This window comes from Streptomyces sp. NPDC093071 (assembly GCF_044754545.1).
In the GTDB taxonomy this organism is placed as follows: domain Bacteria; phylum Actinomycetota; class Actinomycetes; order Streptomycetales; family Streptomycetaceae; genus Streptomyces.
In genome coordinates this window covers 72,974-95,208 of sequence record NZ_JBIVPH010000009.1, presented here as the reverse complement: position 1 = coordinate 95,208, position 22,235 = coordinate 72,974, and the positions used below count along the sequence as shown (strand labels likewise).

Below are 22,235 nucleotides of genomic sequence, written 5' to 3'. Positions count from 1 at the left end.
CGTCGCCGCCGGGGGTTCCGGGCGGCTCAGATGCCCTGCCAGGCCGGCTTGGCGGCGAAGGTGTGGCGGAAGTAGTCCGCGAGCTTCAGCTTGGAGGCGGCGGCCTCGTCCACGACGACCGTGGCGTGCGGGTGCAGCTGGAGCGCGGAGGCCGGCACGAGCGCGGCCACCGGGCCCTCGACGGTCTGCGCCACGGCCTCGGCCTTGCCCTCGCCGGTGGCGAGCAGCACCAAGTGGCGGGCCTCCAGGATGGTGCCGATGCCCTGGGTGATGACGTGGTGCGGCACCTGCTCGATGTCGTCGTCGAAGAAGCGCGCGTTGTCCACCCGGGTCTGCTCGGTGAGCGTCTTGATCCGGGTCCGGGAGGCGAGCGAGGAGCACGGCTCGTTGAAGCCGATGTGCCCGTCGGTGCCGATGCCGAGGATCTGGAGGTCCACGCCGCCGGCCTCGCGCAGGGCCCGGTCGTACTCCTCACAGGCCGCCTGGACGTCCTCGGCGGAGCCGTCGGGCCCCATGAAGGCCTCCGGGGAGAGCCCCAGCGGCTCGACGACCTGCCGGAGCACGGTGGAGCGGTACGACTCCGGGTGCCCGGCGGGAAGGCCGACGTACTCGTCCAGCTGCGCGATCCGGGCCCGCGAGGCGTCCACCGAGCCCGCCCTCACCTGGGCGGTCAGGGCGTCGTAGATGGGCAGCGGAGTCGAACCGGTGGCCACGCCGAGCAGCGCGTCGGGCTTGCGGCGCAGGAGGTCGGCGATGCCGTCCGCGATCAGCTCGCCGCCGGCCTTGGCGTCCTTGACGATGACAACTTCCACGCTGTGCCTGCCGATCTGGTGAGGGGCTGGGAAGGGGTCCGGTGGTATAGACCAATCTAAGGTCAAATCTAGCAGAGGAGCGGCCTCCCTCCCATGCCGTTCCGCCCCCCGGACGGCCCCGCTCCCATCGTCTGCCGCACCGGCCCCCTCAGCCACTCGACCCCCGGCCCCGGGGGTCCGAATCCGGGCGCGCCCGGCCGAGGAAAGCGACGGAGGCGGGGGTGGGGGAGGTGGGGGAGGCGGGGGCGCACGCCCGGGTAAGGGCCTCCGGGTCTCCGTGACGGCCCCTGAAACACCCGCGGGCCGCGGCGCCCGGCGGGACCCTCAGCCCGCCCGGCACCGCAGCCCGGAGTTGCTCGGCCGGGGGTGTGCGGTCCCTCGGCCGTGTGGGAGGTCTCGACGCAGTCAGGGCAGAGAGCGTCGGGTACCTCGTTCCACCCTCCTGTGCGGGGAGGATGGAGGCTCTGTTGCGTTCATTGTGGACTAGACCATTCTTGTCTGTCCATCCACGGGAACGCGGTGTTTCCCGGCCCATACTCCAACACGCGGCCCCGGAGATCCAGGTTCACCGCCCCCGAATTCCGCGGGTACGCTCGCACCGTGCCCTCCATGAACGACCTCGTGCGCCAGCACACCGCCCTGAGCGACTCCGACCTCGAGTGGCTCCACCTGCTGGTGTCGGAGTGGCAGCTGCTCTCCGACCTCTCCTTCGCCGACCTCGTCCTCTGGGTCCCGACCCTCGACGGCACGCGGTACGTCTCCGTCGCCCAGATGCGGCCGAACACCGGCCCCACCTCCTACCAGGACGACATGGTCGGCCACCTGGTCCCGCGCGGCCGCCGCCCGCTGCTCGACGCCGCCCTCGACGAGGGCCGGATCGTCCGCGAGGGCGACCCGGAGTGGCGCGAGGAGGTCCCGGTGCGGGTCGAGTCGATCCCCGTGCGGCGCGAGGGCCGGGTCCTCGGCGTCATCGCCCGCAACACCAACCTGCTGACCGTCCGCACCCCCTCCCGCCTGGAGCTCACCTACCTCCAGTCGGCCTCCGACCTCGCCCAGATGATCGCCGCCGGAACGTTTCCCTTCCCCGGCGAGCAGGTCGACATGGACTCCTCGCCCCGCGCCGGCGACGGCCTCGTCCGCCTGGACGCGGAGGGCATCGTCCAGTACGCCTCGCCCAACGCCCTCTCCGCCTACCACCGGCTCGGCCTCGCCGCCGACCTCGTCGGCCAGCACCTCGGCCAGATCACCGCCGAACTCGCGCCCTCCCGCGGCCCGGTGGACGAGGCCCTGGTCACCCTGGCCTCCGGCTACGCGCCGCGCGAGTTCGAGGTCGAGGGCAACGGCGGGGTGATCCAGCTGCGGGCGATCCCGCTCAAGCCCAAGGGCACCCGCATCGGTTCGCTCGTCCTGCTCCGGGACGTCACCGAACTGCGCCGCCGCGAGCGCGAGTTGATCACCAAGGACGCCACCATCCGGGAGATCCACCACCGGGTGAAGAACAACCTCCAGACGGTGGCCGCCCTGCTGCGCCTCCAGGCCCGCCGGATGGACTCCGACCGGGGCCGCGAGGCCCTCAACGAGGCCGTGCGGCGCGTCGGTTCGATCGCCATCGTCCACGAGACGCTGTCCCAGAACCTGGACGAGCGCGTGGAGTTCGACGAGATCGCCGACCGCGTCATCGCGATGGTCGCGGAGATCTCCCCGGGCAAGGTCACCTGCCGGCGCAACGGCCGCTTCGGCATCCTCGACGCCGAGGTCGCCACCCCGCTCTCCATGGTCCTGACCGAGGTCCTGCAGAACGCGCTCGAACACGCCTTCGCGCAGGGGGAGCAGGGCACGGTCGAGGTCTCCGCCGTCCGCGGCGAGGCCCGGGCCGACGCCCGCCTCCTCATCACGGTCAAGGACGACGGCCGCGGCCTGCCCGAGGGCTTCGACCCGCAGCGGGCCGGAAACCTCGGCCTCCAGATCGTACGGACCCTGGTGGAGGGGGAGTTGGGCGGAACCTTCGACATGCTGCCGGGCGCGGAGCGCGGTACGAAGGTGGTCCTCGACATTCCCGTACAGCCGCAGAAGTAGCGCCGGGCGGCGGCGCACAGCAGCGAGCCCCGGACCGAAGGGGATTCGGTCCGGGGCTCGAATGCTGTGGGTTACTACTGCGCGCTGCGACTCAAGGGCGGTGATTGCACACGCGATGTGTGCGCCGCTCGCCTGAGGCTGTGAGTGGGGCGTCAGGCGCTGGCGTTGCGCGCCCGGTTGCGAGCGGCACGGCGCTTCATCGCGCGGCGCTCGTCCTCGCTGAGGCCACCCCAGACGCCGGAGTCCTGGCCGGACTCGAGCGCCCACTGCAGGCACTGCTCCATGACGGGGCAGCGGCGGCAGACGGCCTTGGCTTCCTCGATCTGCAGCAGCGCAGGACCGGTGTTGCCGATGGGGAAGAACAGCTCGGGGTCTTCCTCACGACAAACGGCGTTGTGACGCCAGTCCATGGCTGCTACCTCTCTTGGTATTACGTGCAGGTTGCTTGTGAATGTGAACGCTTTCACGAATCCCCCCGCAAGGGAAGGGCCGACTGCCAGATCAACTGGTGTGGTCCTTGGACTGAGGAGGGGTTCTGGCTCTCAGTGGAGGCCGGTCTTGCGGGCCGTCCCGATCGCCAAGAAGAGACTCGCAAACCTCGGCAGCGGATACAAGCCCTTCTGGAAAGTTTTTTTTGATTCCTCGGTGTCGGCTAGGTCACAGCCGTACTTCTTAGGGGTGGATGCGCGCCTAAACGTTCGAGTGAAAGGACTTTGGGCCCTTCCACTCACACAATCACACGCAGTGCACGGCGAACGCCTGTGAACGTCACGCTCGTACGCAGTCCCAGGTGGTCTCCGTCCATCTGGAGGGGGAGTGGGACCTTCGAATGCAAGGTGAAGTCGGTCAGATCGTGCAGGGAGACCGCGTGCTTGCCGCGAGGCCCGCGTTCCGGGGACGAAGTGAGCAACTGGGTGGCATACCGGGCGACCGCCGGGGTAGAGAGACGCCTCAGTCCGAGCACGTCCAGCGCGGTTTCGAAGGAGGCCTCCGGAGACGCGTACACCGGACGATTGCCCAGGTAGGTCCAGGGGGAGGTGTTGCAGATTATGGAGAGGACCAGGTCCTCGACCGGCTCCGCGCCCGGGTGCTCCAGGGTGATCGTGCCGTGCCGGCGGTTCGTCTCCCCCAGGAACTGGCGCACCACCTGGCGCAGATAGAGGGCGTGGGTGGATCTCTTCCCGCGCTCCCGCTGCTGTTCGACCCGGCCGATGACGCTCGCGTCGAAACCGAGGCCGGCGCAGAAGGTGAACCAGCGGGACGGCACCGCTTCGTCGTCCGTGCCCGGCGTCCCGGAGGCGAGCCCGAGGCTCACCGTACGTGTTCGCTCCTCACGCAACGCGTCGAGCAGGGCACCGGTCGCCTCCACCGCGTCGTTCGGCAGTCCGAGCGCGCGGGCGAAGACGTTGGTCGACCCGCCGGGGACGACCGCGAGGCCGGGGAGCCGCTCCGGATCGGGCCCGCCGTGCAGCAGTCCGTTGACCACCTCGTTGACCGTGCCGTCCCCGCCGAGGGCCACGACCAGGTCGACGCTTCCGGTGTCGGCGGCCCGTCGGGCCAGGTCACGCGCGTGTCCGCGGTACTCGGTGGTGACCGCCTCCAGCTTCATCTCGCTGGCGAGCGCGTGGATGAGGACGTCACGGGTGCGGGCACTGGTGGTGGTGGCTGCCGGATTGACCACGAGAAGTGCGCGCATGGTCGCCAGCGTACCTACCCGGCGGTACCGGGCCCAGTCCCGGCCCGCTCGGCGGCACCCGGCCCCGGCGGTCCCGGGAGCGGCCCCGCTACCCTGCCTTCCATGAGCAGTGCGGAGCAGACCCCCCTCAGCGGTACGGAGCGGACCCCTGTCGGCGGTGCGGAGCAGACCCCTCGTCCCACCCGTCTCGCCGCCGCGGCGGCCGTGGCCGGCGTCGAGGCGCTCGGGCTCGTCGCCGGGGGTGTGTACATGCTGGTGAAGGCCCTGACCGGGACGTCCGGCGACCTCACCGGCGCGGTGACGGGCGCCGTGACCCTCCTCGTGCTCGGCCTGATCCCGCTCGCCGCCGCCCGCGGCCTGTGGCTGTGCCGCTCCTGGAGCCGGGGCCCGGCCGTCATCACCCAGATCCTGGCCCTGCCGGTCGCCTGGCAGATGCTCCAGGCGAACAGCGCGCTGATCCCGGCGGGCGCCGTCCTCGCCGTCCTGGCCGTCACCGGACTCGTCCTCCTGGTGAGCCCGGCCACGACCGAGGCGCTCGGCATCCGGCGCCCCGGCCAGGACACCCCGTGAACGGATCACCGGTGAACAGATCCCGGTGAAGAGAACGCCGGTGGGGATCCCGTGCATAGAGCTCTGTAAGCGGGGCAAGCGAACGGACAGCGGCGGGTCCTACTCCTCCACCAGAAGCTTCTCCCGCAGCTGGGCGAGCGTCCGGGCGAGCAGCCGGGAGACGTGCATCTGCGAGATGCCCACCTCCTGCGCGATCTGCGACTGGGTCATGTTCCCGAAGAAGCGAAGCAGCAGGATCCGCTTCTCCCGGGGCGGCAGGTCCTCCAGGAGCGGCTTGAGCGACTCGCGGTACTCGACCCCTTCCAGGGCCTCGTCCTCCGCGCCCAGCGTGTCCGCCACCGCGGGCGACTCGTCGTCGGTGTCCGGGACGTCCAGGGAGAGCGTCGAGTAGGCGTTCGCCGACTCCAGCCCCTCCAGGACCTCCTCCTCCGAGATTCCCAGCCGCTCGGCCAGCTCGTGCACGGTCGGGGAGCGGCCGTGCTGCTGGGAGAGCTCCGCCGTGGCCGTGGTCAGCGAGAGCCGCAGCTCCTGGAGCCGGCGGGGCACCCGTACCGCCCAGCCCTTGTCCCGGAAGTGGCGCTTGATCTCGCCGACGACCGTGGGCGTCGCGTACGTCGAGAACTCGACCCCGCGCTCCGGGTCGAACCGGTCCACCGACTTGATCAGGCCGATCGTCGCCACCTGCGTCAGGTCGTCCAGCGGCTCGCCGCGGTTGCGGAAGCGCCGGGCCAGGTGCTCCACCAGCGGCAGGTGCATCCGCACCAGCCGGTTGCGCAGCTCCGCCTTCTGGGGGGAGCCCTCGGGCAGCTCGCGCAGCTCGACGAAGAGGGCGCGGGCGCCGTTCCGGTCGTGCGGGGCGGGGGCGGCGCGGGTCTCCGGCGCCTCGCCGGCCCCGTCGCCGGTCCCGTCGTCGTCCGGGGAAGCGTCCTTCTCCCCGGCCCCGGCCCCGTCCTCGTGCCCGACGGCGCCGGGCTCCGGGGGCCCGGAAGCCTCCGCGGGCGCCTCGGAACCCGCGGAGACCCCGGGGACGCCCGGCGTCCCGGCACCCTCGTGCTGCTGCTCGTGCTCGCTCATCTGGTCCGCCCGCTCCGTAGCGACCTCATGCGGCCGCGCCTTCTGCCCGGGGATGCCGGCCGTCGCGTCCCCGCTCCTCACGCCGGGCCTGGCCCCGCGCCGCGCTGTTTGTACAGGCTGATCGAGACCGTGCGGTCGTCGGCCACCGACGACTCCACCTTCCCGGCCAGCGCCGACAGCACCGTCCAGGCGAAGGTGTCCCGCTCGGGAGCACGGCCGTCCGTCGTCGGGGCGGAGACCGTCACGTCCAGCGAGTCGTCGACCAGCCGGAAGACGCAGCTGAGGACGGATCCGGGCACGGCCTGCTGGAGCAGGATGGCGCAGGCCTCGTCGACCGCGATCCGCAAGTCCTCGATCTCGTCGAGGGTGAAGTCCAAGCGCGCCGCGAGGCCGGCCGTGGCCGTACGCAGCACGGACAGATAGGCACCCGCAGCGGGCAGCCGGACTTCCACGAAGTCCTGGGTCCCGGGCTCGCCTGCGATCTGGGACACCCTCACCTCCAAGGTGGCACAAACTCATTCGGGGCTCGGGGGTAGAGGCCCCCGAACCGGGCGGTACGCAGGGGGCTGCGCAGTCCGCCGTGACGCTATCGCGATCCGTCCCGCCGTGTCGCCGTGCGTTCTCCGACCCCGTCACGGCCCGTCACCCATGGTAGGCCCCTGGGTGCGGACGGTGGACGAAGGCCTGTGGACAACGGAACCGAGCGACCGGCGGAGGGGTGACGTACCCACGCGGGAGCCCGTCGAACCGCGCGCCGCGCAACCGTCAGACGATCGCACCGTCCACGAAGCACCAGCGCCACCGCTCGCCCGGCTCGAAGGTCCGCATCACCGGGTGCCCGGTCGAGGAGAAGTGCGCGGTCGCGTGGCGTCCCGCCGAGGAGTCGCAGCAGCCCACGTGCCCGCAGGTCAGGCAGAGCCGCAGCTGGACCGGATGCGTTCCGTCCGCCAGGCACTCGGGACAGGTGTCGGTCAGCGGCGCCGGTTCGGGGCGCGGCAGTTCGGCAAGGTGCGGGCACTCGCTCATGATGGCCAGGTTACGTCGCGGTACGGACGAGGCGGTACGGACGAGAGGGCGGACGGACGGGCATGGACGCACTGCAACTGGTGGGACTGGTGGCGGCGAGCGCCGCGATCGCGGGGGCGGCCCGCCGGACCCCGGTGCCCGCCCCGCTGCTCCTGGTCGCCGTGGGCCTCGCCGCCTCGTACGTCCCGGGCGTTCCCGACTACACGCTCGACCCGCACGTCGTGCTGCCGCTGATCCTGCCCCCACTCCTCTACACGGCCGCCGTCGACTCCTCCTACCTCGACCTGCGGGCCAACGTCCGGCCCGTCGCCCTGCTCTCCGTCGGGTACGTCCTCTTCGCGACCGTGGCCGTCGGCTGGCTCGCGTACGTCCTCGTGCCCGACCTGCCGCTCACCGCAGCCCTCGTGCTCGGCGCGGTGATCGCCCCGCCGGACGCGGTCGCCGCCACCGCCATCGCCCGCAAGCTGGGCCTGCCGAACCGGATCACCACGATCCTCCAGGGCGAGTCCCTGGTGAACGACGCCACCGCGATCACCGCCTACAAGGTCGCCCTCGCGGCGGCCGTCGGCGAGGGCGTCACCTGGGCCGGCGGGGTCGGGGAGTTCGCGCTCGCGGCCGTCGGCGGCATCGGCGTCGGCCTGGTCCTGATGGTCCCCATCCACTGGCTCCGCGTCCACCTGCGGGAATCCCTGCTCCGGAGCACCCTCGCCCTCCTCGTCCCCTTCGTCGCCTACGCGGCCGCCGAGGAGGTCGGCGCCTCCGGGGTCCTCGCCGTCGTCGTGGTCGGCCTCTTCCTCGGCCACCGCGCCTGGCAGGTCGACTTCGCCACGCGGCTCCAGGAGGAGGCCGTGTGGAAGATGGTCGCCTTCATCCTCGAATCCGCCGTCTTCGCCCTGATCGGCCTCCAACTCCCGTACGTCGTCCAGGGCCTCGGCCGGTACGGCGTCGGCGAGGCGGCCGGGTACGCGGTCGGCGTCTTCGTCGCCGTCGTCCTGGTCCGCTTCGTCTGGGTCTACCCGGCGACCTTCCTGCCCCGGTGGCTCTCCGCCCGCGTCCGGGAGCGGGAGCCCGGGGTGGACTGGCGGGCGCCGCTGGTCGTCGGCTGGGCCGGGATGCGCGGGGTGGTCTCGCTCGCCATCGCCTTCTCCATCCCCGTCGTCGCCGACGGCGAGGAGTTCCCCGCCCGCAACCTGGTCCTCTTCCTCACCTTCACCACCGTGATCGGCACCCTGGTGGTGCAGGGCCTCACCCTGCCGCCCCTCATCCGGCTCCTGAAGCTCCCCGGCCGCGACCGGTACGCCGAGACGCTGGCCGAGGCGCAGGCCCAGAGCGAGGCCTCGCGGGCCGCCGAGGAGCGCCTGGACGCGCTGCTCGCGGACGAGCGCAACGCCCTGCCGGAGCCCCTCGCGGACCGGCTGCGCACCGTCCTCGAACGGCGCCGCAACGCCGTCTGGGAGCGGCTCGGCTCGGTCAACGAGACCACCGGCGAGACCGCCGACGACACCTACCGGCGCCTCGCGCGCGAGATGATCGCCGCCGAGCGGGAGGTCTTCGTGCGGCTCCGCGACGAGCGCCGGATCGACGACGAGATGATGCGCACCCTGCTCCGCCGCCTCGACCTGGAGGAGGCGGCCGCCTACCGCGAGGAGGCGGACGGCTGAGCCCCGTCCGGGGCGCCCGTGACCACCGCCGCGATCCGGGTGCCCGGCGGGAACGCGCCCTCCTCGGCCAGGGTCACCAGGCCGTGCAGCATTTTGGCCACATACAGTCGCTCGATGGCGAGTTCATGCCGTTTCTCGAAGTCCTGTGTGAACGCCTCCAGAGCCGGGGACACGCGCGCGTAGCCCCCGCCGTGGAAGCGCTCGTCCAGGGACCAGTCGCCGCGCGGACCGCCGAACGCCGCTTCCTGGAGGGCCCGGACCTCCCCGCCCAGGAAGCCCCCCTTGAGGACCGGGAAGCCGAGGGCCCGCCGCCCGGGGCCGAGACCGGCCGCCAGGCCCGCCAGGGTGCCGCCCGTCCCGCAGGCGACGGCGACCGCGTCCGCCGCCCCCGCCAGCTCCCGGCCCAGCTCCGCGCAGCCGCGCACGGCGAGCGCGTTGCTGCCGCCCTCCGGGACCACGTACGCGCCCGCGGGCGCGCGCTCCAGGAGCGCCGCGAGGACGGCGGGATCGCTCTTCGCGCGGTACGTGGACCGGTCCACGAACTCCAGGCGCATCCCGTCCGCCGCGCACCGCGCGAGGGAGGGGTTGAGCGGGCGTCCGGCCAGCTCGTCGCCCCGGACCACCCCGACCGTGGGGAAGCCGAGCAGCCTGCCGGCGGCCGCCGTCGCCCGCAGGTGGTTGGAGTACGCCCCGCCGAAGGTGAGCACGGGCCGCCCGGCCGCCGCCTCCAGGTTGAGCGCGAGCTTGCGCCACTTGTTGCCGGGCAGGTCCGGGTGGATGAGGTCCTCGCGCTTCAGGAGCAGCGTGAGGCCGCGCCGGGCGAAACGTTCGTCCTCCACCGGCTCCAGGGGCGAGGGGAGCCGGGGCCGCAGCCGGGAGAGGTCGAACGCGTTCACCCGGCCATTGTGCCGCCGGGCCGCGCTCGGGACGGCGGAGGGCGGCCGGAAGCGGCAGGTGGAGGCGCGGGCGGAGGGCGGGCGGGGGACGCGGGCGGAGGGCAGGTGGGGACGCGGGAGGAGGGCGGCCGGAAGCGCGGATCACCGCATCCGCTCGGCGATCCGCTCCCGCATGGAGGCCATCGTGAAGCCTCTCGGATCCGACTTGCCCGGCTGCCACTCCAGGTGGCCGATGACCGACCGGTGGGTCCAGCCGTGCACTCGGCACACGGCCGCGGCCGCCTTCGCGATGGCCTCCAGCTGGACCTTCGGCCACGGATCCACGCCGTCCCCGAGGTTCTCGCACTCGAAGCCGTAGAAGTGCCGGTTGCCGTCCGTGGTGGCCTCGTCGTCCGGGGGCAGGCGGCGCTCGGCGATGACCGCCCGGAGCACCTCGTCGTCGCCGAGCCCGGCGTGGTTGGCGCGGCCGTAGCCGACGAGGTGGACCGTGCCGTCCTTGGCGATCACGCCGTGGCAGAGCGGCCCGGGCAGGCCCGCGTAGCCGTCCCGGCAGATGCGGACGGTGCCGGCGGTGCCCCGGGTCACGGTGTGGTGGATCATCACGCCGTGCACCGGGCCCCAGGGGCCCTTGTGGTTGCGGTTGTGGGTGGACCAGTCGCCTACCTGGACGACCGCGAGGCCCTCGGCGCGCAGCGCGGTGAGGAACCTGTTCGCGGACATGGGTGCAGCCATGGCTGACTCCTTCCGGAGGACGGGTGGGGTTCCGGAGTACCGGAGTCCGCCGCTCCGCCGCCATCCGTTCGGACGGTGTGCGAGCCGATCCGGACAGGGGGCCGGAGGGGCCGCCGTGACTGGACTGTCCGGATGGAAAACCAGTGACATGCCCCGAAGATCTTCGAACAGTCCCACTCGATTGTGTAATGGCGCCGACACGCTGCGTACTGAAAGGCTGCTCTCGCAACTCAGTCATACGAGAGGGAGTTCCATGTCCGTAGGTTCGGTTGGCGACGAGGTCCGCGCGGAGCAGCAGGCGCCGCAGCAGAGTCTCGGCACCGCCGCCGCGCGGAACCTCGCCACGACCACCAAGTCGGCCCCGCAGATGCAGGAGATCACCTCCCGGTGGCTGCTGCGGGCGCTGCCGTGGGTCCAGGTGCAGGGCGGCACGTACCGGGTGAACCGGAGGCTCAGCTACTCCGTGGGGGACGGGCGCGTCACCTTCGTCCAGACCGGAGAGCGCGTCGCGGTGATCCCCGCCGAACTCGGCGAACTCCCCGCCCTGCGCGGTTACGAGGACGAGGACGCGCTGTCCGAGCTGGCGTCCCGCTGCACCCAGCGGGAGTACGCGGCGGGCGAGGTCATCGCCGCCGCGGGTGCCCCCACGGACCGGGTGTACCTCCTCGCCCACGGCCGGATCGAGCAGATCGGCGAGGGGCCGTACGGCGACGAGGCCGTCCTCGGCGTCCTCGCCGACGGCTCCTACCTCGGCGAGTCCTCCCTGATCCGCGAGGACGCCACCTGGGAGTGGACCGCCCGCGCCGCCACCGCCTGCACGGTCCTGGAGCTCACCCGGGCCGACGTGCGGAACCTCGCGGACCGGGCCGGCTCGCTCGCCGCCCACCTCGCGACCGTCGCCGCCCTGCCCGAGCAGCGCACCAACAAGTACGGCGAGGCCGCCATCGACCTCTCCGCCGGCCACGTCGGCGAGGCCGTCGTCCCGCACACGTACGTCGACTACGACGCCTCGCCCCGCGAGTACGAACTGAGCGTCGCCCAGACCGTGCTGAAGGTCCACAGCCGGGTCGCCGACCTCTACAACCAGCCGATGAACCAGACCGAGCAGCAGCTGCGGCTCACGGTCGAGGCGCTCCGCGAGCGCCAGGAGTACGAGCTCGTCAACAACAAGGAGTTCGGCCTCCTCTCCAACTGCGACTACGAGCAGCGGATCCAGCCCCACGACGGCGCCCCCAGCCCGGACGACATGGACGAGCTGCTCTCCCGCCGCCGGGGCTCGAAGATGTTCCTCGCCCACCCGCGCGCCATCGCCGCCTTCGGCCGCGAGCTCAACAAGCGCGGACTGGTCCCCGAGACCATCGACGTCAACGGCAACCGCATCCCGACCTGGCGCGGCGTGCCGATCTACCCGTGCAACAAGATCCCGGTCTCGGACGCCCGCACCACCTCGATCATCTGTATGCGTACCGGCGAGGCCGACCAGGGCGTGATCGGTCTGCACCAGACCGGCATCCCCGACGAGATCGAGCCCAGCCTCTCCGTCCGCTTCATGGGCATCGACGAGCAGGCGATCATCTCCTACCTGGTCACCGCCTACTACTCGGCGGCGGTCCTCGTCCCGGACGCGCTCGGCGTCCTGGAGAACGTCGAGGTCAGCCGCTGGCGCTGAGCCCGTGACGCCCGGCGGCGGGGGCGGACCCCCCGCCGCCGGGCGCTCCCGGCCCGCCGCGGCGGACGACCGCCGCGAAGGACGCGAAGGAAGTGACCGTGACCATGACCAGCGCGGATGCCGCCACCGGCGGCCAGGGGGCCGTGACGCTCCTGGACCGGACGCGGACGGCCGTCCAGCCCCAGCTCCGCTCGACCGTCGAGACCCTGCCCGGCTCCATACGCCGGGTGGCGATGTACCACTTCGGGTGGGAGCACGCCGACGGCACCCCGGCCGCCGAGCAGGCGGGCAAGGCCATCCGGCCCGCCCTCGTCCTCGCCGCGGCCCGCGCGCTCGGCGCCGAGGAGGCCCGGGCCGTGAAGGCCGCCGCCGCGGTGGAGCTCGCCCACAACTTCACCCTGCTCCACGACGACATCGTCGACGGGGACCCGACCCGGCGCCACCGGCCCACGGCCTGGACGGTCTTCGGCATCCCGGACGCGCTGATAGCGGGCGACGCGATGAGCGCGCTCGCCCTGCGGCTGCTCGCCGAGGACCCGCACCCCGCCTCGGCGGCCGCCTCCGCGCGCCTCGCCGCCTGCATCATCGAGCTCTGCGCGGGACAGCAGGCGGACTGCGCCTTCGAGCAGCGCGGCCCGCGCGAGGTCTCCCTCGACGAGTGCACGGCCATGGCCACCGCCAAGACCGGCGCGCTGCTCGGCTGCGCCTGCGCCCTCGGCGCGCTCTACGCCGGCGCGGACGAGGAGGAGGTCGCGGCGATGGACGCCTTCGGCCGGGAGGCGGGGCTCGCCTTTCAGCTGATCGACGACCTCATCGGGATCTGGGGGGACCCGGAGCGCACGGGCAAGCCGGCCGGGGCCGACCTGGCCGCCTACAAGAAGTCGCTGCCCGTGGTGGCGGCGCTCGCCTCCGGGACCCCGGCGGGGGAGGAGCTGGCCGAGCTGTACTCCCGGCCGGTCCTCGACGTGGCGGGGGTGCGGGCGGCGGCGGACGCGGTGGAGCGGGCCGGCGGGCGCGACTGGGCGCAGGCCCAGGCGGCCGAGCGCATGGGCCGGGCCGTCGAGTACCTGGCGCAGGCGGTCCCGGACCTGGCGGCCGCGGGGGACCTGCTCTCCCTGGCGGAGTTCGTCACCCGGCGCACGCGCTGAGTCCCGTCCCGGCGCCCGGGACGGTCAGGCCTCGGGGACGACGCGGGTGACCACGGTCTCGATCAGGTCGTCCAGGTCCCGTTCGCCGTGCAGGTCGGGGACGGTGAAGTGGTCGAGCAGCAGCCCGGTGAGGGCGAAGTAGAGCAGCCGGACCGTGTCCGCGTCCCCGGGCATCCCGGAGTCGAGGTGCAGCCGGACGTTCTCGTCCAGGTCGGAGCGGAGCACCCCGGTGAGCCGGCTCCGCAGCTCCGGCCGGCGCACGGCTTCGAGGCGCAGTTCGAAGAGCCCCAGGTAGCAGGCGCGTTCGGCCGCCATGCGCCGGGCGAGCCAGCGCATCAGCTCGACCACCAGCTCCCTGCTGGGTTCGGGCCGCAGGGCGGTGTCGATGGCGCCGGGGGCCGGGGTCAGCCGGACGAAGATCCGGTCGGCGACCTGGGAGAGCAGCAGGTCCCGGTCGCTGAAGTAGTTGGACGAGGTGCCCGTGGGGACTCCGGCCCGGGCGTCGACCGCCCGGAAGGTCAGACCGCGGGCGCCTTCGTCCGCCAGTACCTCGATCGCGGCGTCGAGCAGGGTCGTACGGCGTTCCGGGTTTCTCGCCACGTGGGGCTCCATCCGTGCTGAGCGTGTGCGCCTCGACGATAGGGCTTGCGTAACCACTACAGATGAAGCACTATAACTGTCGTGGTTGCGAGAGCGGCCACGTCCAGCACCCCCGAGCACCCCCGAGGAAGAGGACCGGTTTGCGCAAGCTCACCTACTACATCGCCTGCACCATCGACGGCTTCATCGGCGACCCCGAGGGCGACGCCACCTCCATGTTCAAGTTCACCGAGGGGCCGTACGCCCAGTGGATGGGAGCCGAATACCCCGAGACGATCCCCACCCAGGGCCGGGAGGCCTTCGGCGTCGACGGCCCCAACAAGCACTTCGACACCGTCGTGCAGGGGAGCGGGTCGTACCGGCTCGCCCTGGACGTCGGTGTCACCAGCCCCTACAACCACCTGCGCGAGTTCGTCGCCACCCGCTCCCTGACCGAGTCGCCCCACCCGAACGTCGAGCTGATCCACGACGACCTGGTCGGCCGCGTCCGCGAACTCAAGGCCGAGGACGGCCCGCTGGGCGTCTGGCTCTGCGGCGGCTCGACCATCGCCGGGGAGCTCGTCGACGAGATCGACGAGCTGATCATCAAGACCTACCCGCAGGTGTACGGCACCGGAATGCCGATGTTCGGCGCCGGTTTCGAGCCCCGGGACTTCACGCTGGACGACGTGCGCGCCTTCGACAACGGCGTGGTCGTCCGCACGTACTCCAGGAAGCGGTAGCACGGACGTACGGGGCGGCCGGAGGCGTACGAAGGTGCCGGAAGCCGCGACACCGCACGTGACCGGCAAGAGCGGCGAGACCGGGAGAAGTCCGGCCCCGGGGCGACCGGACGCGCGGTGGAGCCGGTCATACCGCTACAGTCCGCGCATGTCATCGGAGTCGACGGAAGTCTGGACCGGCTGGTACCGGGACCGCAGCGGCGCGGAAGCGATCGTCATCACGGCCGACGGGCGGCGCGTCGCCGTCCGGATCAGGGGGGCCGAGTACGCGGGCGAGAGCTTCGCCGCGCTCGCGGCCGCGGACGGGCAGGCCCTCACCGGCTGTGTCCTGGAATGGGACCTGCCGCTCCCCGTCGTCGTGGACGGCGCCTCCCAACAGGCCACGCTGAGCTGTCTGCTGACCCTCGGCGAGCGGTCCGACCTCAGCCTCGCGCTGCACTACGGCGGCGCCGCCTTCGAGGCGTGCGTCGCGGGGGGCGACTTCGAGGGGGCCCTCGACCGGGTCCGGCGCCAGCTGCCGCCCGGCGCGGACTTCGGCCGTCGGCTCCTCCAGCCGGCCTGACGGCCCGAAAGCCCCGGAAACGGGGACGGCGGCGCCCGGGGAGGGACGCCGCCGCCGTACTCGTACCGGTCCTGCCCGTCAGCCCTTGAAGGCCGAGGCGAGGCCGTAGCGCCACAACTGGTCGACGCGCGCCCGCTCCTGCGCGTTCGGCTGGGCGTTCCGGCAGGACGTGCCGGGGCCGCCGCCCGACATCAGCTCGCTGCACGGACCGCTGTAGCGGTCCGGGAGCCCGAGGACGTGCCCGGTCTCGTGGGCGGTCACCCGGGTGGAGTCGTACTGCTGGTTCTGCCGGTAGTCGAGGAAGATGTAGCCGCTGCCGTGGCCGTCGGTGCTGGCGTACGAGCCGCGGGAGTCGTTCCCCTCGTAGTAGCGGAAGTCGGGGTTGCTGCCCTCGACGAGCCGGACGTTCACCACCGAGCTGTTCCATATCTGGGTCGAGCGGGCGATCTGGGTGCGGAAGCTCGGCGCGTTGGAGGCGCTGTAGACGACCGTGACGGCGGCCGCGCCGGGGGCGGCGGCCCGCTTCTTCGCCACCGACTTCACGACGGCGTCGAAGAAGGCCTGGTTGGCCTTGGCCTCCTCGGCCGAACCGGCGTACGCCACCTTGCCGTTGGCGGGGGACACGGCCCGGTCGTCGGGCGCGGCGGCGGCCGGGGACGCGCCGAGGGAGACGGCGAGACCGAGGCCGAGGGCGGTGGTCAGCGCGGAGGCGAGGACCTTGGAACGAGGCATGGGGGGCTCCTCCTGTGTGGGGTTGGGGAGAGTCTGGGGGGAGCCGGGACGCGCGGGGATGATGTCAACCGCCGATAGCCCCACCGCATCACCTCCCTCCTCCACCGCATCACCTCCCTCCCTCACCGCATCATTTCCCTCCTCCTCCCCAACGACCTTGGAATGAAAGGTGATTGAGGGGTTCCGGGTATCTGGTGCGACTCAGGGAGCCGCCCTACCCTCGGGGCATGGAGCTGGAGGTGAGACATCTGCGCGCGCTCTGCGCCATCGCGGACGCGGGCAGCCTGCACAAAGCGGCACGTCAACTGGGCATGAGCCAGCCCTCGTTGACCACCCAGCTGCGCCGGATCGAGAACTCCCTGGGCGCCGAGCTCTTTTCGCGCGGCCGCACCGGCTGCCGCCCCACCCCGCTCGGCCGCTCGCTGCTCAGCCGGGCCCGCCCCCTGGTCGCCGACATGGCCGCGCTCGTCACCGAGACCCGGGCCGCGGCCGCCCGGGCCGGCGGCCCCGGGCTCCGCGTCGGCTCCACCGCCAGCCGGGCACTCCCCGGCTGGCTGCGCCGGCTCCGCCAGCGGCTGCCCGGCACCGAGGTCGGCCTGCGGGTGGACGTCTCCGCCCACGCACTGCTCCGCATGGTCGCCGCCGGGCAGCTCGACGTGGCCTTCGTGCACGAGGTGGAGGGCTGCCCGTTACAGGTCCCCGAGGGCCTCACGGGACGGGTCCTGGTCGCCCGCGAACCGCAGTTCGTCTCCATGGCCCGCGACCACCCGGCCGCCGCCCGGCCCGTCGTGGACCTCACCGACCTCGCCGACGACCACTGGATGGTCGACCCGACCGTCGACGGCGAATGGGACGGCCTGCGCCGGGTCCTGCACGCCGCCGGGATCGACCCGCCGCTGCTGCACGGCGACTACCACACGGCCGCCTCGCTCATCGTCCTCGGCGAGGCCGTCGCCCCCTGCCAGCCCACCTCGGGCCCGCGCGAGGACATGGCCGTCCGCCCCCTGCGCGGCGACCCCCTGGCCGTCCGCCTCCTGCTGTACGCGCGCCCCGGCGCGCCCCTGGACGTCCTGTACGCGGAACTCGCCGCCGCCTACCGCGAGGCGGCCCTGCGCGCGGCCCCGTACCGCGAATGGTTACGGGGACAGGGGGCGGCGGCGGGCCTGTCGGTGGGGCCGTGCCTGACGCCGGTGTGAACGGCGGTGTCCGTGCCGGTGTCCGCTCTTGTGCCCGTACCCGTGTCCGTACCCGCGCCGGTGTCTGTGCCCGCACCCGTCCCCACGCCCCGGAAATCCCTGGCCCGCCCGCCGCGCGCCGACGCACACTCTCCGGGTGATCACCCTGCACCCCGTCCTGGAGACCCGCCCGACCGCCGGCTTCGACCTGTGGCCGGTGGCGGCCCTCGCCCCGTACGGCTTCCTGCCCCTGAGTGGCGACCTGACGCCGGCCGAGATCGGTACCGCCGTCATGAGCATCGCGATGGCCAACGACATCGAGCCGGAGGACGGATCGCGAAAGCCGCAGGACCCGCTGGGGTCCCTCCTCCACGGCCTGCTCACCCTGGACGACCTCTTCGTCCCCGGCGGCCTGCAGGTCACCGACACGGAGACCGGCGTCGTCCTGTCCCCGGGGTGCTGCAACGGCCTGGAAGAGCGCGGCGACTGGTCGGAGGTTGTCGACGGCGACGGGGCGGCCTCCTTCGGCCACGACCCCTTCCCGACCGCCGAACGGACCGGCGCCCGGGCCCGCCTCACCGTCGACGCGGACCGCGAGGACAGTCCGGTGATCGACCTCCCCCTCACCGACCTGCGCCGTCTCCTCACCACCGCGGAACACGACCTGACGGCCTTCCTCCACCTGACCGCCCGATGGGCGACCACCCACCTCCCCACCCACGCGACCCGTCTTCACGGGGCCCTCGCCCGGGCCCTGGACCTGTCCGGCCGGCCGACGCTCCCGCCGCCGGGCACGGAACCGGCTGGAACACTGCGGCCATGAGCGACGCAACGACACCGGACCCTCCCGGCCCCCTGCCGCCCGGCGCACGGGCGGAGTTCGCCGGTACCGCCTGGGAGGAGCTGCCGCACGTCTGTACGGGGCGGCACGGGGTGGCCGACACGCAGGACGTCCTCGTCGGGGTGCTCGCCGCCGACCCGGCCCGGCGGGCGCGGGCGGTGGAGGACCTGTACCGGCTGCTCCTCCACCGGGAGCGGGTGTTCCCGGCGACCGCTGCGCGCCGAACTCCTCAACTGGCTGGCTTCGTTCGCCGACATCGCCCGCCTGGACGTCGAGGACGGCGTCGGCACGGCGCGGGATCTGGCCGCCGCCCGTGCGGCACGGCCGGCGCTCCACGACCGCGTCGCGGATTTCTGCGCCGCCGACGATCCGCTGGTGAGGGAGGCCGCGCTCGCGGCCACCGCCCTGCTCCTGGCCGATCCCGCCCTCGCCCCGTCCGTACCCCGGTACGCGCCCGCCGTTCGCGAGGTTCTTGCCGTAAGCGCGGACTCGTCCTACCGGTGGATCGCCCGGGAGCGCCTGGCGGCCTGGGGCGAAGACGTCACCGGTCTCGTCGTCGCGGAGGAGGAACGCCGCGCGGCCCTGGGCCGGGCACGCGAGCTGGCGGACGACCCGTTCGCGGAGGGGCAGGGACAGGCGATCCGCCTGCTGGAAGAGCAGCCCGAGGACACCGCGGCACCGGAGCGGTTCGGCCGCCGGGGCAGGGGCCGGGGTGCGCCGACGGTCCCGTACGGGCCGGCCCCCGAGCCGCCCGTGGCCGCCCCGGGAAGTGAGGAGGGGTACCGGGGCCCGTGGCGGATCGCCCGGGAGGAGGAGCGCGCCGAGTGGACGTTCACGCCGTACGTAGGGGTGGGCCCCCTGCACTTCGGGATGAGCTTGGAGGAGATCATCCGCGCCCTCGGCGAAGGGCCGGCCGTCTCGTCCTCCTCCCACCACGGCGAGGGCCGACGGCTCGACTACGCCGACTTCACCGGGAGCGGGATCAGGGCCCTCTTCCGGAACGGCCGCCTGGGATGCGTCGCCGTGGACGCCCTCACCGGCCCCCAAGTGCGGCTGGACGCGGCCCCGCTGACCGGCTGTGTACCCTCCCGCGTGGAGGACTGGCTCGTCCGCCGCACGGCACCACGGCCCGGCAGCCTGACGTACAGCCCTGCCGCCGATCCGGTCTTCGCCGACCTCGGCCTGGCGATCCGGTCCCAGCGGGCCGGTGACGTCGTCCTGGCCCGGCCCCTCTTCCTGCTCCACGACTGGCTCGACCTGTGGCACGCGCTCCCCGGCGAGGAGTGGAACCACTCCTGAGGGTCACCGGGGGAGGTTCCGCCGGACGAACGGCGCCGTCCCCAGGACGACCGCGGCGAAGACGACCAGGCGCTGGAGGCCTGGCTGAGCGGCGAGATCACTGTGCCGGAGGCCGTACACCGCGTACCAGTTGGCGGCGAGGTCGGTCGCCACGACGACGCAGGCGAGGTCGAGCCCCCGGCGTTCGCCCCGGAGCAGGAACACGCCGGCGAGCGCGTCGAACAGCGCCGGCGACGACCAGTAGAGGTTCAGCCACCCCGGCGCCCAGCCGTACGGGCGCAGACCGTGGCGCAGGAGGTCGGCGACGTGCGCGGAGGCACCGACGAAGAGCAGGACGGCCGCGATGCCACAGGCCGACACGGCGACCCAGCGCGGGGCGTGGCGCATCCATCCGGTCACGTCGCGGATCGTCTCACCCGCCGACCCGCCCCGTCAGCACGCGACGGCGACCGCGACCCGCTGAACACGACCGCACCCGGGCCGCCGTGGACGCCTTGTTCGGCGGCCTGCGGACCGGGTGCGGTCGGATGAGCGGCGCGGGTCGCGCCGCTCGGTGGGAGATCAGGCCTTCTTCGTCTCCCAGAAAATCCGGTCGATCTCGGCGATGAGCTCCAGCGCCTTCTCGCCCGTCTTCGGGTCCGTCGACGCCTTGGCGGCCGAGAGGGCCTTCAGGGTGTCGTTGACCAGCTGGTTGAGCTCGGGGTACTTCTCGAAGTGCGGGGGCTTGAAGTAGTCGCTCCAGAGCACCGAGACGTGATGCTTGGCGAGCTCCGCGCGCTGCTCCTTGATGACCGTGGCGCGGGCCCGGAAGTGCGGGTCCTCGTTGGCCTGGTACTTCTCCTGGACAGCCTTGACGGACTCGGCCTCGATGCGGGCCTGGGCCGGGTCGTACACGCCGCACGGGAGGTCGCAGTGGGCGCTGACCTTCACCTTGGGGGCAAACAGGCGGGAGAGCATTGAGCCGTCCTTCCTCGTGATCGTCTTCTCAGGTGGGACATTACTCGGTGAGAAGGGCGTTTTCTCGGGCGCCCCCTGGGGCTTAGGTCAAAAGTCCAGGGTCTCCATGGGACTCGTGTACGAGTGGACGAGTGGATCGGGAGGTGCCGGATGAGCGGGTCGGGGCGGGAGCGGGCGGGGGAGGCCGGGGCTCCGTTCGGGATCGCCGAGGTGACGGGCGTGTCGATGGTGCCCACGCTGCTGCACGGGGACCGGCTGCTCGTGCACTACGGCGGGCGGCTGCGGCCCGGGTGCGTGGCCGTGCTGCGCCATCCGCTCCAGCAGGACCTGCTCGTCGTGAAGCGCCTGATCGAGCGGCGCGACGGCGGCTGGTGGGTGCTCGGCGACAATCCGGACGCCGAGGGGGACAGCCGGGTCTTCGGCGCCGTACCGCCCGAACTCGTGCTCGGGCGGGTCCGGGCGCGCTACCGGCCGGTGACGCCGGGGCGTCAGCGTTCGGCCGGGGTGGTGCTCTCCTGGCTCGCCTCGTGCGTCAGGCCCGTGCGGTCCGTGCGCTCCGCCTCCAGGCGCTTGCGGGCCCGGTAGGCCGCCACGTTGGCGCGGGTCGCGCAGCGGTCGGAGCAGTAGCGCCGGGAGCGGTTGGTGGAGGTGTCCAGGTAGGCGTTGCGGCAGGGCGGCGCCTGGCACAGGCCCAGCCGGTCCGCGCCGAACTCGGTGAGGTGGAAGGCGAGGCCCATCGCGCAGATGGCCGCGTACCCCGTCGTCGCGTTCGAGGAGTGGTCGGCGAGGTGCATGTGCCAGCGCGGCCGGCCCTCCTCGTCGAGGAAGTCGTGGCCCGAGATCTGGGGGCTGACCGGGAACTCCAGGAGCAGCGAGTTCAGGAGGTCCACGGCGCCCGTGTGGTCGCCCTCGTCGGCCGCGGTGAAGACCGCCCGCAGCCGCGTCCGGATCGCGCGGAAGCGGGGCAGGTCCGCCTCGGTGACCCGCCGGGCCATCTGGGAGGCCTCCCCGAAGAGGTCCCGCACCACCTCGACGGAGGTCAGGGAGTCCTTGCCGCGGGCCGGCTCCTCGGTGTTGACCAGACGCACGGCGAAATCCGAGTAATGGGCCAGTTCCACTTGTAGTCCTTACTTCGGCGGGCTAGTGTCTCGGTCGAAGGGGGTAACGACTGTTTTCCCTTCGAGGGTATTACGAAGTGGGGAGGGCGCGGCGATGACCGGAACCGACTGGGCGGGCTGGCAGCAGAGCTGGGACCGTCAGCAGGAGTGGTACATGCCGGACCGCGAGGAGCGGTTCCGCGTGATGCTCGACATGGTCGAGGCGGTGGTGGGACCGAAGCCCCGCGTCCTCGACCTCGCGTGCGGTACGGGAAGTATCACGGATCGGCTCCTCAAGAGGTTCCCGGAGGCGACCAGTACCGGCGTCGACCTCGACCCCGCCCTCCTCGCCATCGCCGAGGGACACTTCGCCGGGGACGAGCGCGTCGCCTTCGTGACCGCCGACCTCAAGGACCCCGCGTGGGCCGCGGACCTGCCGTACGACGCGTACGACGCCGTCCTCACCGCCACCGCCCTGCACTGGCTCCACAGCGAGCCCCTCGCCGCCCTCTACGGGCAGCTCGCCGGGCTCGTCCGGGACGGCGGCGTCTTCATGAACGCCGACCACATGATCGACGAATCCACGCCCCGCATCAACGCCGCCGAGCGCGCTCAGCGGCACGCGCGCATGGACCGCGAGAAGGCCGCCGGCGTCCTCGACTGGGCCGACTGGTGGGCCCTCGCCGCGCAGGACCCCGTCCTCGCCGGGCCCACCGCCCGCCGCTTCGAGATCTACGGCGAGCACGCCGACGGCGACATGCCCTCCCCGCGCTGGCACGCCGACACCCTCCGCGCCGCCGGCTTCGGCGAGGCCCGGACCGTCTGGGCCTCGCCCTCCGACACCCTGCTCCTCGCGGTGAAGTAACCGCCGGGTACGCGGGAAGGGGCGG

The 22,235-nt window shown here is 72.7% G+C and carries 25 protein-coding genes; 12 read left to right on the top strand and 13 right to left on the bottom strand.

The window, feature by feature from the left end:
• Window positions 1-26 precede the first annotated feature (26 nt).
• Window positions 27-812, bottom strand: coding sequence for a glucosamine-6-phosphate deaminase (gene nagB / locus ACIQD7_RS27370; protein ID WP_121829616.1), 786 nt, complete (start codon window positions 810-812; stop codon window positions 27-29).
• A gap of 609 nt (window positions 813-1,421) precedes the next feature.
• On the opposite strand from nagB, the gene ACIQD7_RS27365 reads away from it, so the two are divergent.
• Complete coding sequence (locus ACIQD7_RS27365) at window positions 1,422-2,888, top strand: sensor histidine kinase (protein WP_121829615.1); 1,467 nt, start codon at window positions 1,422-1,424, stop codon at window positions 2,886-2,888.
• A 152-nt stretch (window positions 2,889-3,040) separates the two neighbouring features.
• Here ACIQD7_RS27365 and ACIQD7_RS27360 read toward each other — a convergent pair whose 3' ends face one another.
• Both ACIQD7_RS27360 and ACIQD7_RS27355 read right to left on the bottom strand, forming a co-directional pair.
• Window positions 3,041-3,298, bottom strand: coding sequence for a WhiB family transcriptional regulator (locus tag ACIQD7_RS27360; protein WP_003953983.1), 258 nt, complete (start codon window positions 3,296-3,298; stop codon window positions 3,041-3,043).
• 317 nt (window positions 3,299-3,615) lie between these two features.
• A complete protein-coding gene (locus ACIQD7_RS27355; protein WP_402445021.1) occupies window positions 3,616-4,584 on the bottom strand; it encodes a diacylglycerol/lipid kinase family protein in 969 nt (322 codons plus the stop codon).
• Window positions 4,585-4,686: 102 nt separating this feature from the next.
• On the opposite strand from ACIQD7_RS27355, the gene ACIQD7_RS27350 reads away from it, so the two are divergent.
• A complete protein-coding gene (locus ACIQD7_RS27350; RefSeq protein ID WP_402445019.1) occupies window positions 4,687-5,154 on the top strand; it encodes a hypothetical protein in 468 nt (155 codons plus the stop codon).
• 99 nt (window positions 5,155-5,253) lie between these two features.
• Here the strand turns inward: ACIQD7_RS27350 and ACIQD7_RS27345 are convergent, their stop codons facing one another.
• The 3 genes from ACIQD7_RS27345 to ACIQD7_RS27335 all read right to left on the bottom strand — a co-directional run bounded on the left by ACIQD7_RS27345 (window position 5,254) and on the right by ACIQD7_RS27335 (window position 7,254).
• Window positions 5,254-6,417: a SigB/SigF/SigG family RNA polymerase sigma factor gene (locus ACIQD7_RS27345; protein WP_402445188.1), complete on the bottom strand. Its 1,164-nt coding sequence runs from the start codon at window positions 6,415-6,417 to the stop codon at window positions 5,254-5,256.
• Window positions 6,306-6,719: an anti-sigma regulatory factor gene (locus ACIQD7_RS27340; protein WP_019889334.1), complete on the bottom strand. Its 414-nt coding sequence runs from the start codon at window positions 6,717-6,719 to the stop codon at window positions 6,306-6,308. Before ACIQD7_RS27340 ends, ACIQD7_RS27345 begins: the two co-directional genes overlap by 112 nt.
• A 274-nt stretch (window positions 6,720-6,993) precedes the next feature.
• Window positions 6,994-7,254 (bottom strand): UBP-type zinc finger domain-containing protein, encoded by a 261-nt coding sequence (locus ACIQD7_RS27335; protein ID WP_053649478.1) that lies wholly within the window; start codon window positions 7,252-7,254, stop codon window positions 6,994-6,996.
• Between the two features lie 62 nt (window positions 7,255-7,316).
• On the opposite strand from ACIQD7_RS27335, the gene ACIQD7_RS27330 reads away from it, so the two are divergent.
• The gene (locus ACIQD7_RS27330) at window positions 7,317-8,915 is read left to right on the top strand and encodes a Na+/H+ antiporter (protein WP_402445017.1); all 1,599 of its coding nucleotides are present in this window, start codon (window positions 7,317-7,319) and stop codon (window positions 8,913-8,915) included.
• On the opposite strand, the gene ACIQD7_RS27325 is transcribed toward ACIQD7_RS27330, so the two are convergent.
• A complete protein-coding gene (locus ACIQD7_RS27325; protein WP_402445015.1) occupies window positions 8,891-9,811 on the bottom strand; it encodes a 1-aminocyclopropane-1-carboxylate deaminase/D-cysteine desulfhydrase in 921 nt (306 codons plus the stop codon). The genes ACIQD7_RS27330 and ACIQD7_RS27325 overlap by 25 nt on opposite strands.
• A gap of 141 nt (window positions 9,812-9,952) precedes the next feature.
• On the bottom strand, window positions 9,953-10,543 hold the full coding sequence (locus ACIQD7_RS27320; protein WP_202528258.1) for an N-acetylmuramoyl-L-alanine amidase: 591 nt from the start codon (window positions 10,541-10,543) through the stop codon (window positions 9,953-9,955).
• Between the two features lie 253 nt (window positions 10,544-10,796).
• On the opposite strand from ACIQD7_RS27320, the gene ACIQD7_RS27315 reads away from it, so the two are divergent.
• Window positions 10,797-12,212: a family 2B encapsulin nanocompartment shell protein gene (locus ACIQD7_RS27315; RefSeq protein ID WP_121829608.1), complete on the top strand. Its 1,416-nt coding sequence runs from the start codon at window positions 10,797-10,799 to the stop codon at window positions 12,210-12,212.
• A gap of 104 nt (window positions 12,213-12,316) precedes the next feature.
• Entirely contained in the window at window positions 12,317-13,360 is a 1,044-nt protein-coding gene (locus ACIQD7_RS27310; protein WP_402445012.1) for a family 2 encapsulin nanocompartment cargo protein polyprenyl transferase, read from the top strand.
• A 24-nt stretch (window positions 13,361-13,384) separates the two neighbouring features.
• On the opposite strand, the gene ACIQD7_RS27305 is transcribed toward ACIQD7_RS27310, so the two are convergent.
• On the bottom strand, window positions 13,385-13,960 hold the full coding sequence (locus ACIQD7_RS27305; RefSeq protein ID WP_402445011.1) for a TetR/AcrR family transcriptional regulator: 576 nt from the start codon (window positions 13,958-13,960) through the stop codon (window positions 13,385-13,387).
• A 140-nt stretch (window positions 13,961-14,100) separates the two neighbouring features.
• Between ACIQD7_RS27305 and ACIQD7_RS27300 the strand changes: the two genes are divergently transcribed.
• On the top strand, window positions 14,101-14,682 hold the full coding sequence (locus ACIQD7_RS27300; RefSeq protein ID WP_402445009.1) for a dihydrofolate reductase family protein: 582 nt from the start codon (window positions 14,101-14,103) through the stop codon (window positions 14,680-14,682).
• A 148-nt stretch (window positions 14,683-14,830) separates the two neighbouring features.
• Window positions 14,831-15,244 carry a DUF6304 family protein gene (locus ACIQD7_RS27295; RefSeq protein WP_121829604.1) on the top strand — a complete coding sequence of 138 codons (414 nt, stop codon included), beginning with the start codon at window positions 14,831-14,833 and terminating at the stop codon, window positions 15,242-15,244.
• Between the two features lie 78 nt (window positions 15,245-15,322).
• Here the strand turns inward: ACIQD7_RS27295 and snpA are convergent, their stop codons facing one another.
• Window positions 15,323-15,976 carry a snapalysin gene (gene snpA, locus ACIQD7_RS27290; protein WP_402445007.1) on the bottom strand — a complete coding sequence of 218 codons (654 nt, stop codon included), beginning with the start codon at window positions 15,974-15,976 and terminating at the stop codon, window positions 15,323-15,325.
• Between the two features lie 227 nt (window positions 15,977-16,203).
• On the opposite strand from snpA, the gene ACIQD7_RS27285 reads away from it, so the two are divergent.
• The 3 genes from ACIQD7_RS27285 to ACIQD7_RS27275 all read left to right on the top strand — a co-directional run bounded on the left by ACIQD7_RS27285 (window position 16,204) and on the right by ACIQD7_RS27275 (window position 19,291).
• The gene (locus tag ACIQD7_RS27285) at window positions 16,204-17,172 is read left to right on the top strand and encodes a LysR family transcriptional regulator (protein WP_205613813.1); all 969 of its coding nucleotides are present in this window, start codon (window positions 16,204-16,206) and stop codon (window positions 17,170-17,172) included.
• Window positions 17,173-17,308: 136 nt separating this feature from the next.
• Window positions 17,309-17,974: a hypothetical protein gene (locus ACIQD7_RS27280; protein WP_402445005.1), complete on the top strand. Its 666-nt coding sequence runs from the start codon at window positions 17,309-17,311 to the stop codon at window positions 17,972-17,974.
• 393 nt (window positions 17,975-18,367) lie between these two features.
• Window positions 18,368-19,291, top strand: a complete 924-nt coding sequence (locus ACIQD7_RS27275) for a hypothetical protein (protein WP_402445004.1) — start codon at window positions 18,368-18,370, stop codon at window positions 19,289-19,291.
• Window positions 19,292-19,294: 3 nt separating this feature from the next.
• On the opposite strand, the gene ACIQD7_RS27270 is transcribed toward ACIQD7_RS27275, so the two are convergent.
• Window positions 19,295-19,690 (bottom strand): hypothetical protein, encoded by a 396-nt coding sequence (locus tag ACIQD7_RS27270; RefSeq protein ID WP_402445002.1) that lies wholly within the window; start codon window positions 19,688-19,690, stop codon window positions 19,295-19,297.
• 162 nt (window positions 19,691-19,852) lie between these two features.
• Complete coding sequence (gene sodN, locus ACIQD7_RS27265; RefSeq protein WP_053640538.1) at window positions 19,853-20,248, bottom strand: superoxide dismutase, Ni; 396 nt, start codon at window positions 20,246-20,248, stop codon at window positions 19,853-19,855.
• Window positions 20,249-20,398: 150 nt separating this feature from the next.
• Here sodN and sodX point away from each other — a divergent pair, with 150 nt between their 5' ends.
• Window positions 20,399-20,833, top strand: coding sequence for a nickel-type superoxide dismutase maturation protease (sodX, locus tag ACIQD7_RS27260; protein WP_121829595.1), 435 nt, complete (start codon window positions 20,399-20,401; stop codon window positions 20,831-20,833).
• On the opposite strand, the gene ACIQD7_RS27255 is transcribed toward sodX, so the two are convergent.
• Window positions 20,737-21,366: an ABATE domain-containing protein gene (locus ACIQD7_RS27255; protein ID WP_121829594.1), complete on the bottom strand. Its 630-nt coding sequence runs from the start codon at window positions 21,364-21,366 to the stop codon at window positions 20,737-20,739. The genes sodX and ACIQD7_RS27255 overlap by 97 nt on opposite strands.
• A 94-nt stretch (window positions 21,367-21,460) precedes the next feature.
• Here ACIQD7_RS27255 and ACIQD7_RS27250 point away from each other — a divergent pair, with 94 nt between their 5' ends.
• Complete coding sequence (locus tag ACIQD7_RS27250) at window positions 21,461-22,210, top strand: class I SAM-dependent methyltransferase (protein WP_402444999.1); 750 nt, start codon at window positions 21,461-21,463, stop codon at window positions 22,208-22,210.
• Window positions 22,211-22,235 lie beyond the last annotated feature (25 nt).

Coding starts and splice junctions, on each gene's coding strand:
- ACIQD7_RS27350 (WP_402445019.1), top strand. CDS start 4,687: ATGAGCAGTGCGGAGCAGACCCCCCTCAGCGGTACGGAGCGGACCCCT.
- ACIQD7_RS27335 (WP_053649478.1), bottom strand. CDS start 7,254: ATGAGCGAGTGCCCGCACCTTGCCGAACTGCCGCGCCCCGAACCGGCG.
- ACIQD7_RS27360 (WP_003953983.1), bottom strand. CDS start 3,298: ATGGACTGGCGTCACAACGCCGTTTGTCGTGAGGAAGACCCCGAGCTG.
- sodN (WP_053640538.1), bottom strand. CDS start 20,248: ATGCTCTCCCGCCTGTTTGCCCCCAAGGTGAAGGTCAGCGCCCACTGC.
- ACIQD7_RS27285 (WP_205613813.1), top strand. CDS start 16,204: ATGGAGCTGGAGGTGAGACATCTGCGCGCGCTCTGCGCCATCGCGGAC.
- ACIQD7_RS27295 (WP_121829604.1), top strand. CDS start 14,831: ATGTCATCGGAGTCGACGGAAGTCTGGACCGGCTGGTACCGGGACCGC.
- ACIQD7_RS27310 (WP_402445012.1), top strand. CDS start 12,317: ATGACCAGCGCGGATGCCGCCACCGGCGGCCAGGGGGCCGTGACGCTC.
- ACIQD7_RS27330 (WP_402445017.1), top strand. CDS start 7,317: ATGGACGCACTGCAACTGGTGGGACTGGTGGCGGCGAGCGCCGCGATC.
- ACIQD7_RS27365 (WP_121829615.1), top strand. CDS start 1,422: ATGAACGACCTCGTGCGCCAGCACACCGCCCTGAGCGACTCCGACCTC.
- snpA (WP_402445007.1), bottom strand. CDS start 15,976: ATGCCTCGTTCCAAGGTCCTCGCCTCCGCGCTGACCACCGCCCTCGGC.
- ACIQD7_RS27250 (WP_402444999.1), top strand. CDS start 21,461: ATGACCGGAACCGACTGGGCGGGCTGGCAGCAGAGCTGGGACCGTCAG.
- ACIQD7_RS27320 (WP_202528258.1), bottom strand. CDS start 10,543: ATGGCTGCACCCATGTCCGCGAACAGGTTCCTCACCGCGCTGCGCGCC.
- ACIQD7_RS27355 (WP_402445021.1), bottom strand. CDS start 4,584: ATGCGCGCACTTCTCGTGGTCAATCCGGCAGCCACCACCACCAGTGCC.
- ACIQD7_RS27315 (WP_121829608.1), top strand. CDS start 10,797: ATGTCCGTAGGTTCGGTTGGCGACGAGGTCCGCGCGGAGCAGCAGGCG.
- sodX (WP_121829595.1), top strand. CDS start 20,399: ATGAGCGGGTCGGGGCGGGAGCGGGCGGGGGAGGCCGGGGCTCCGTTC.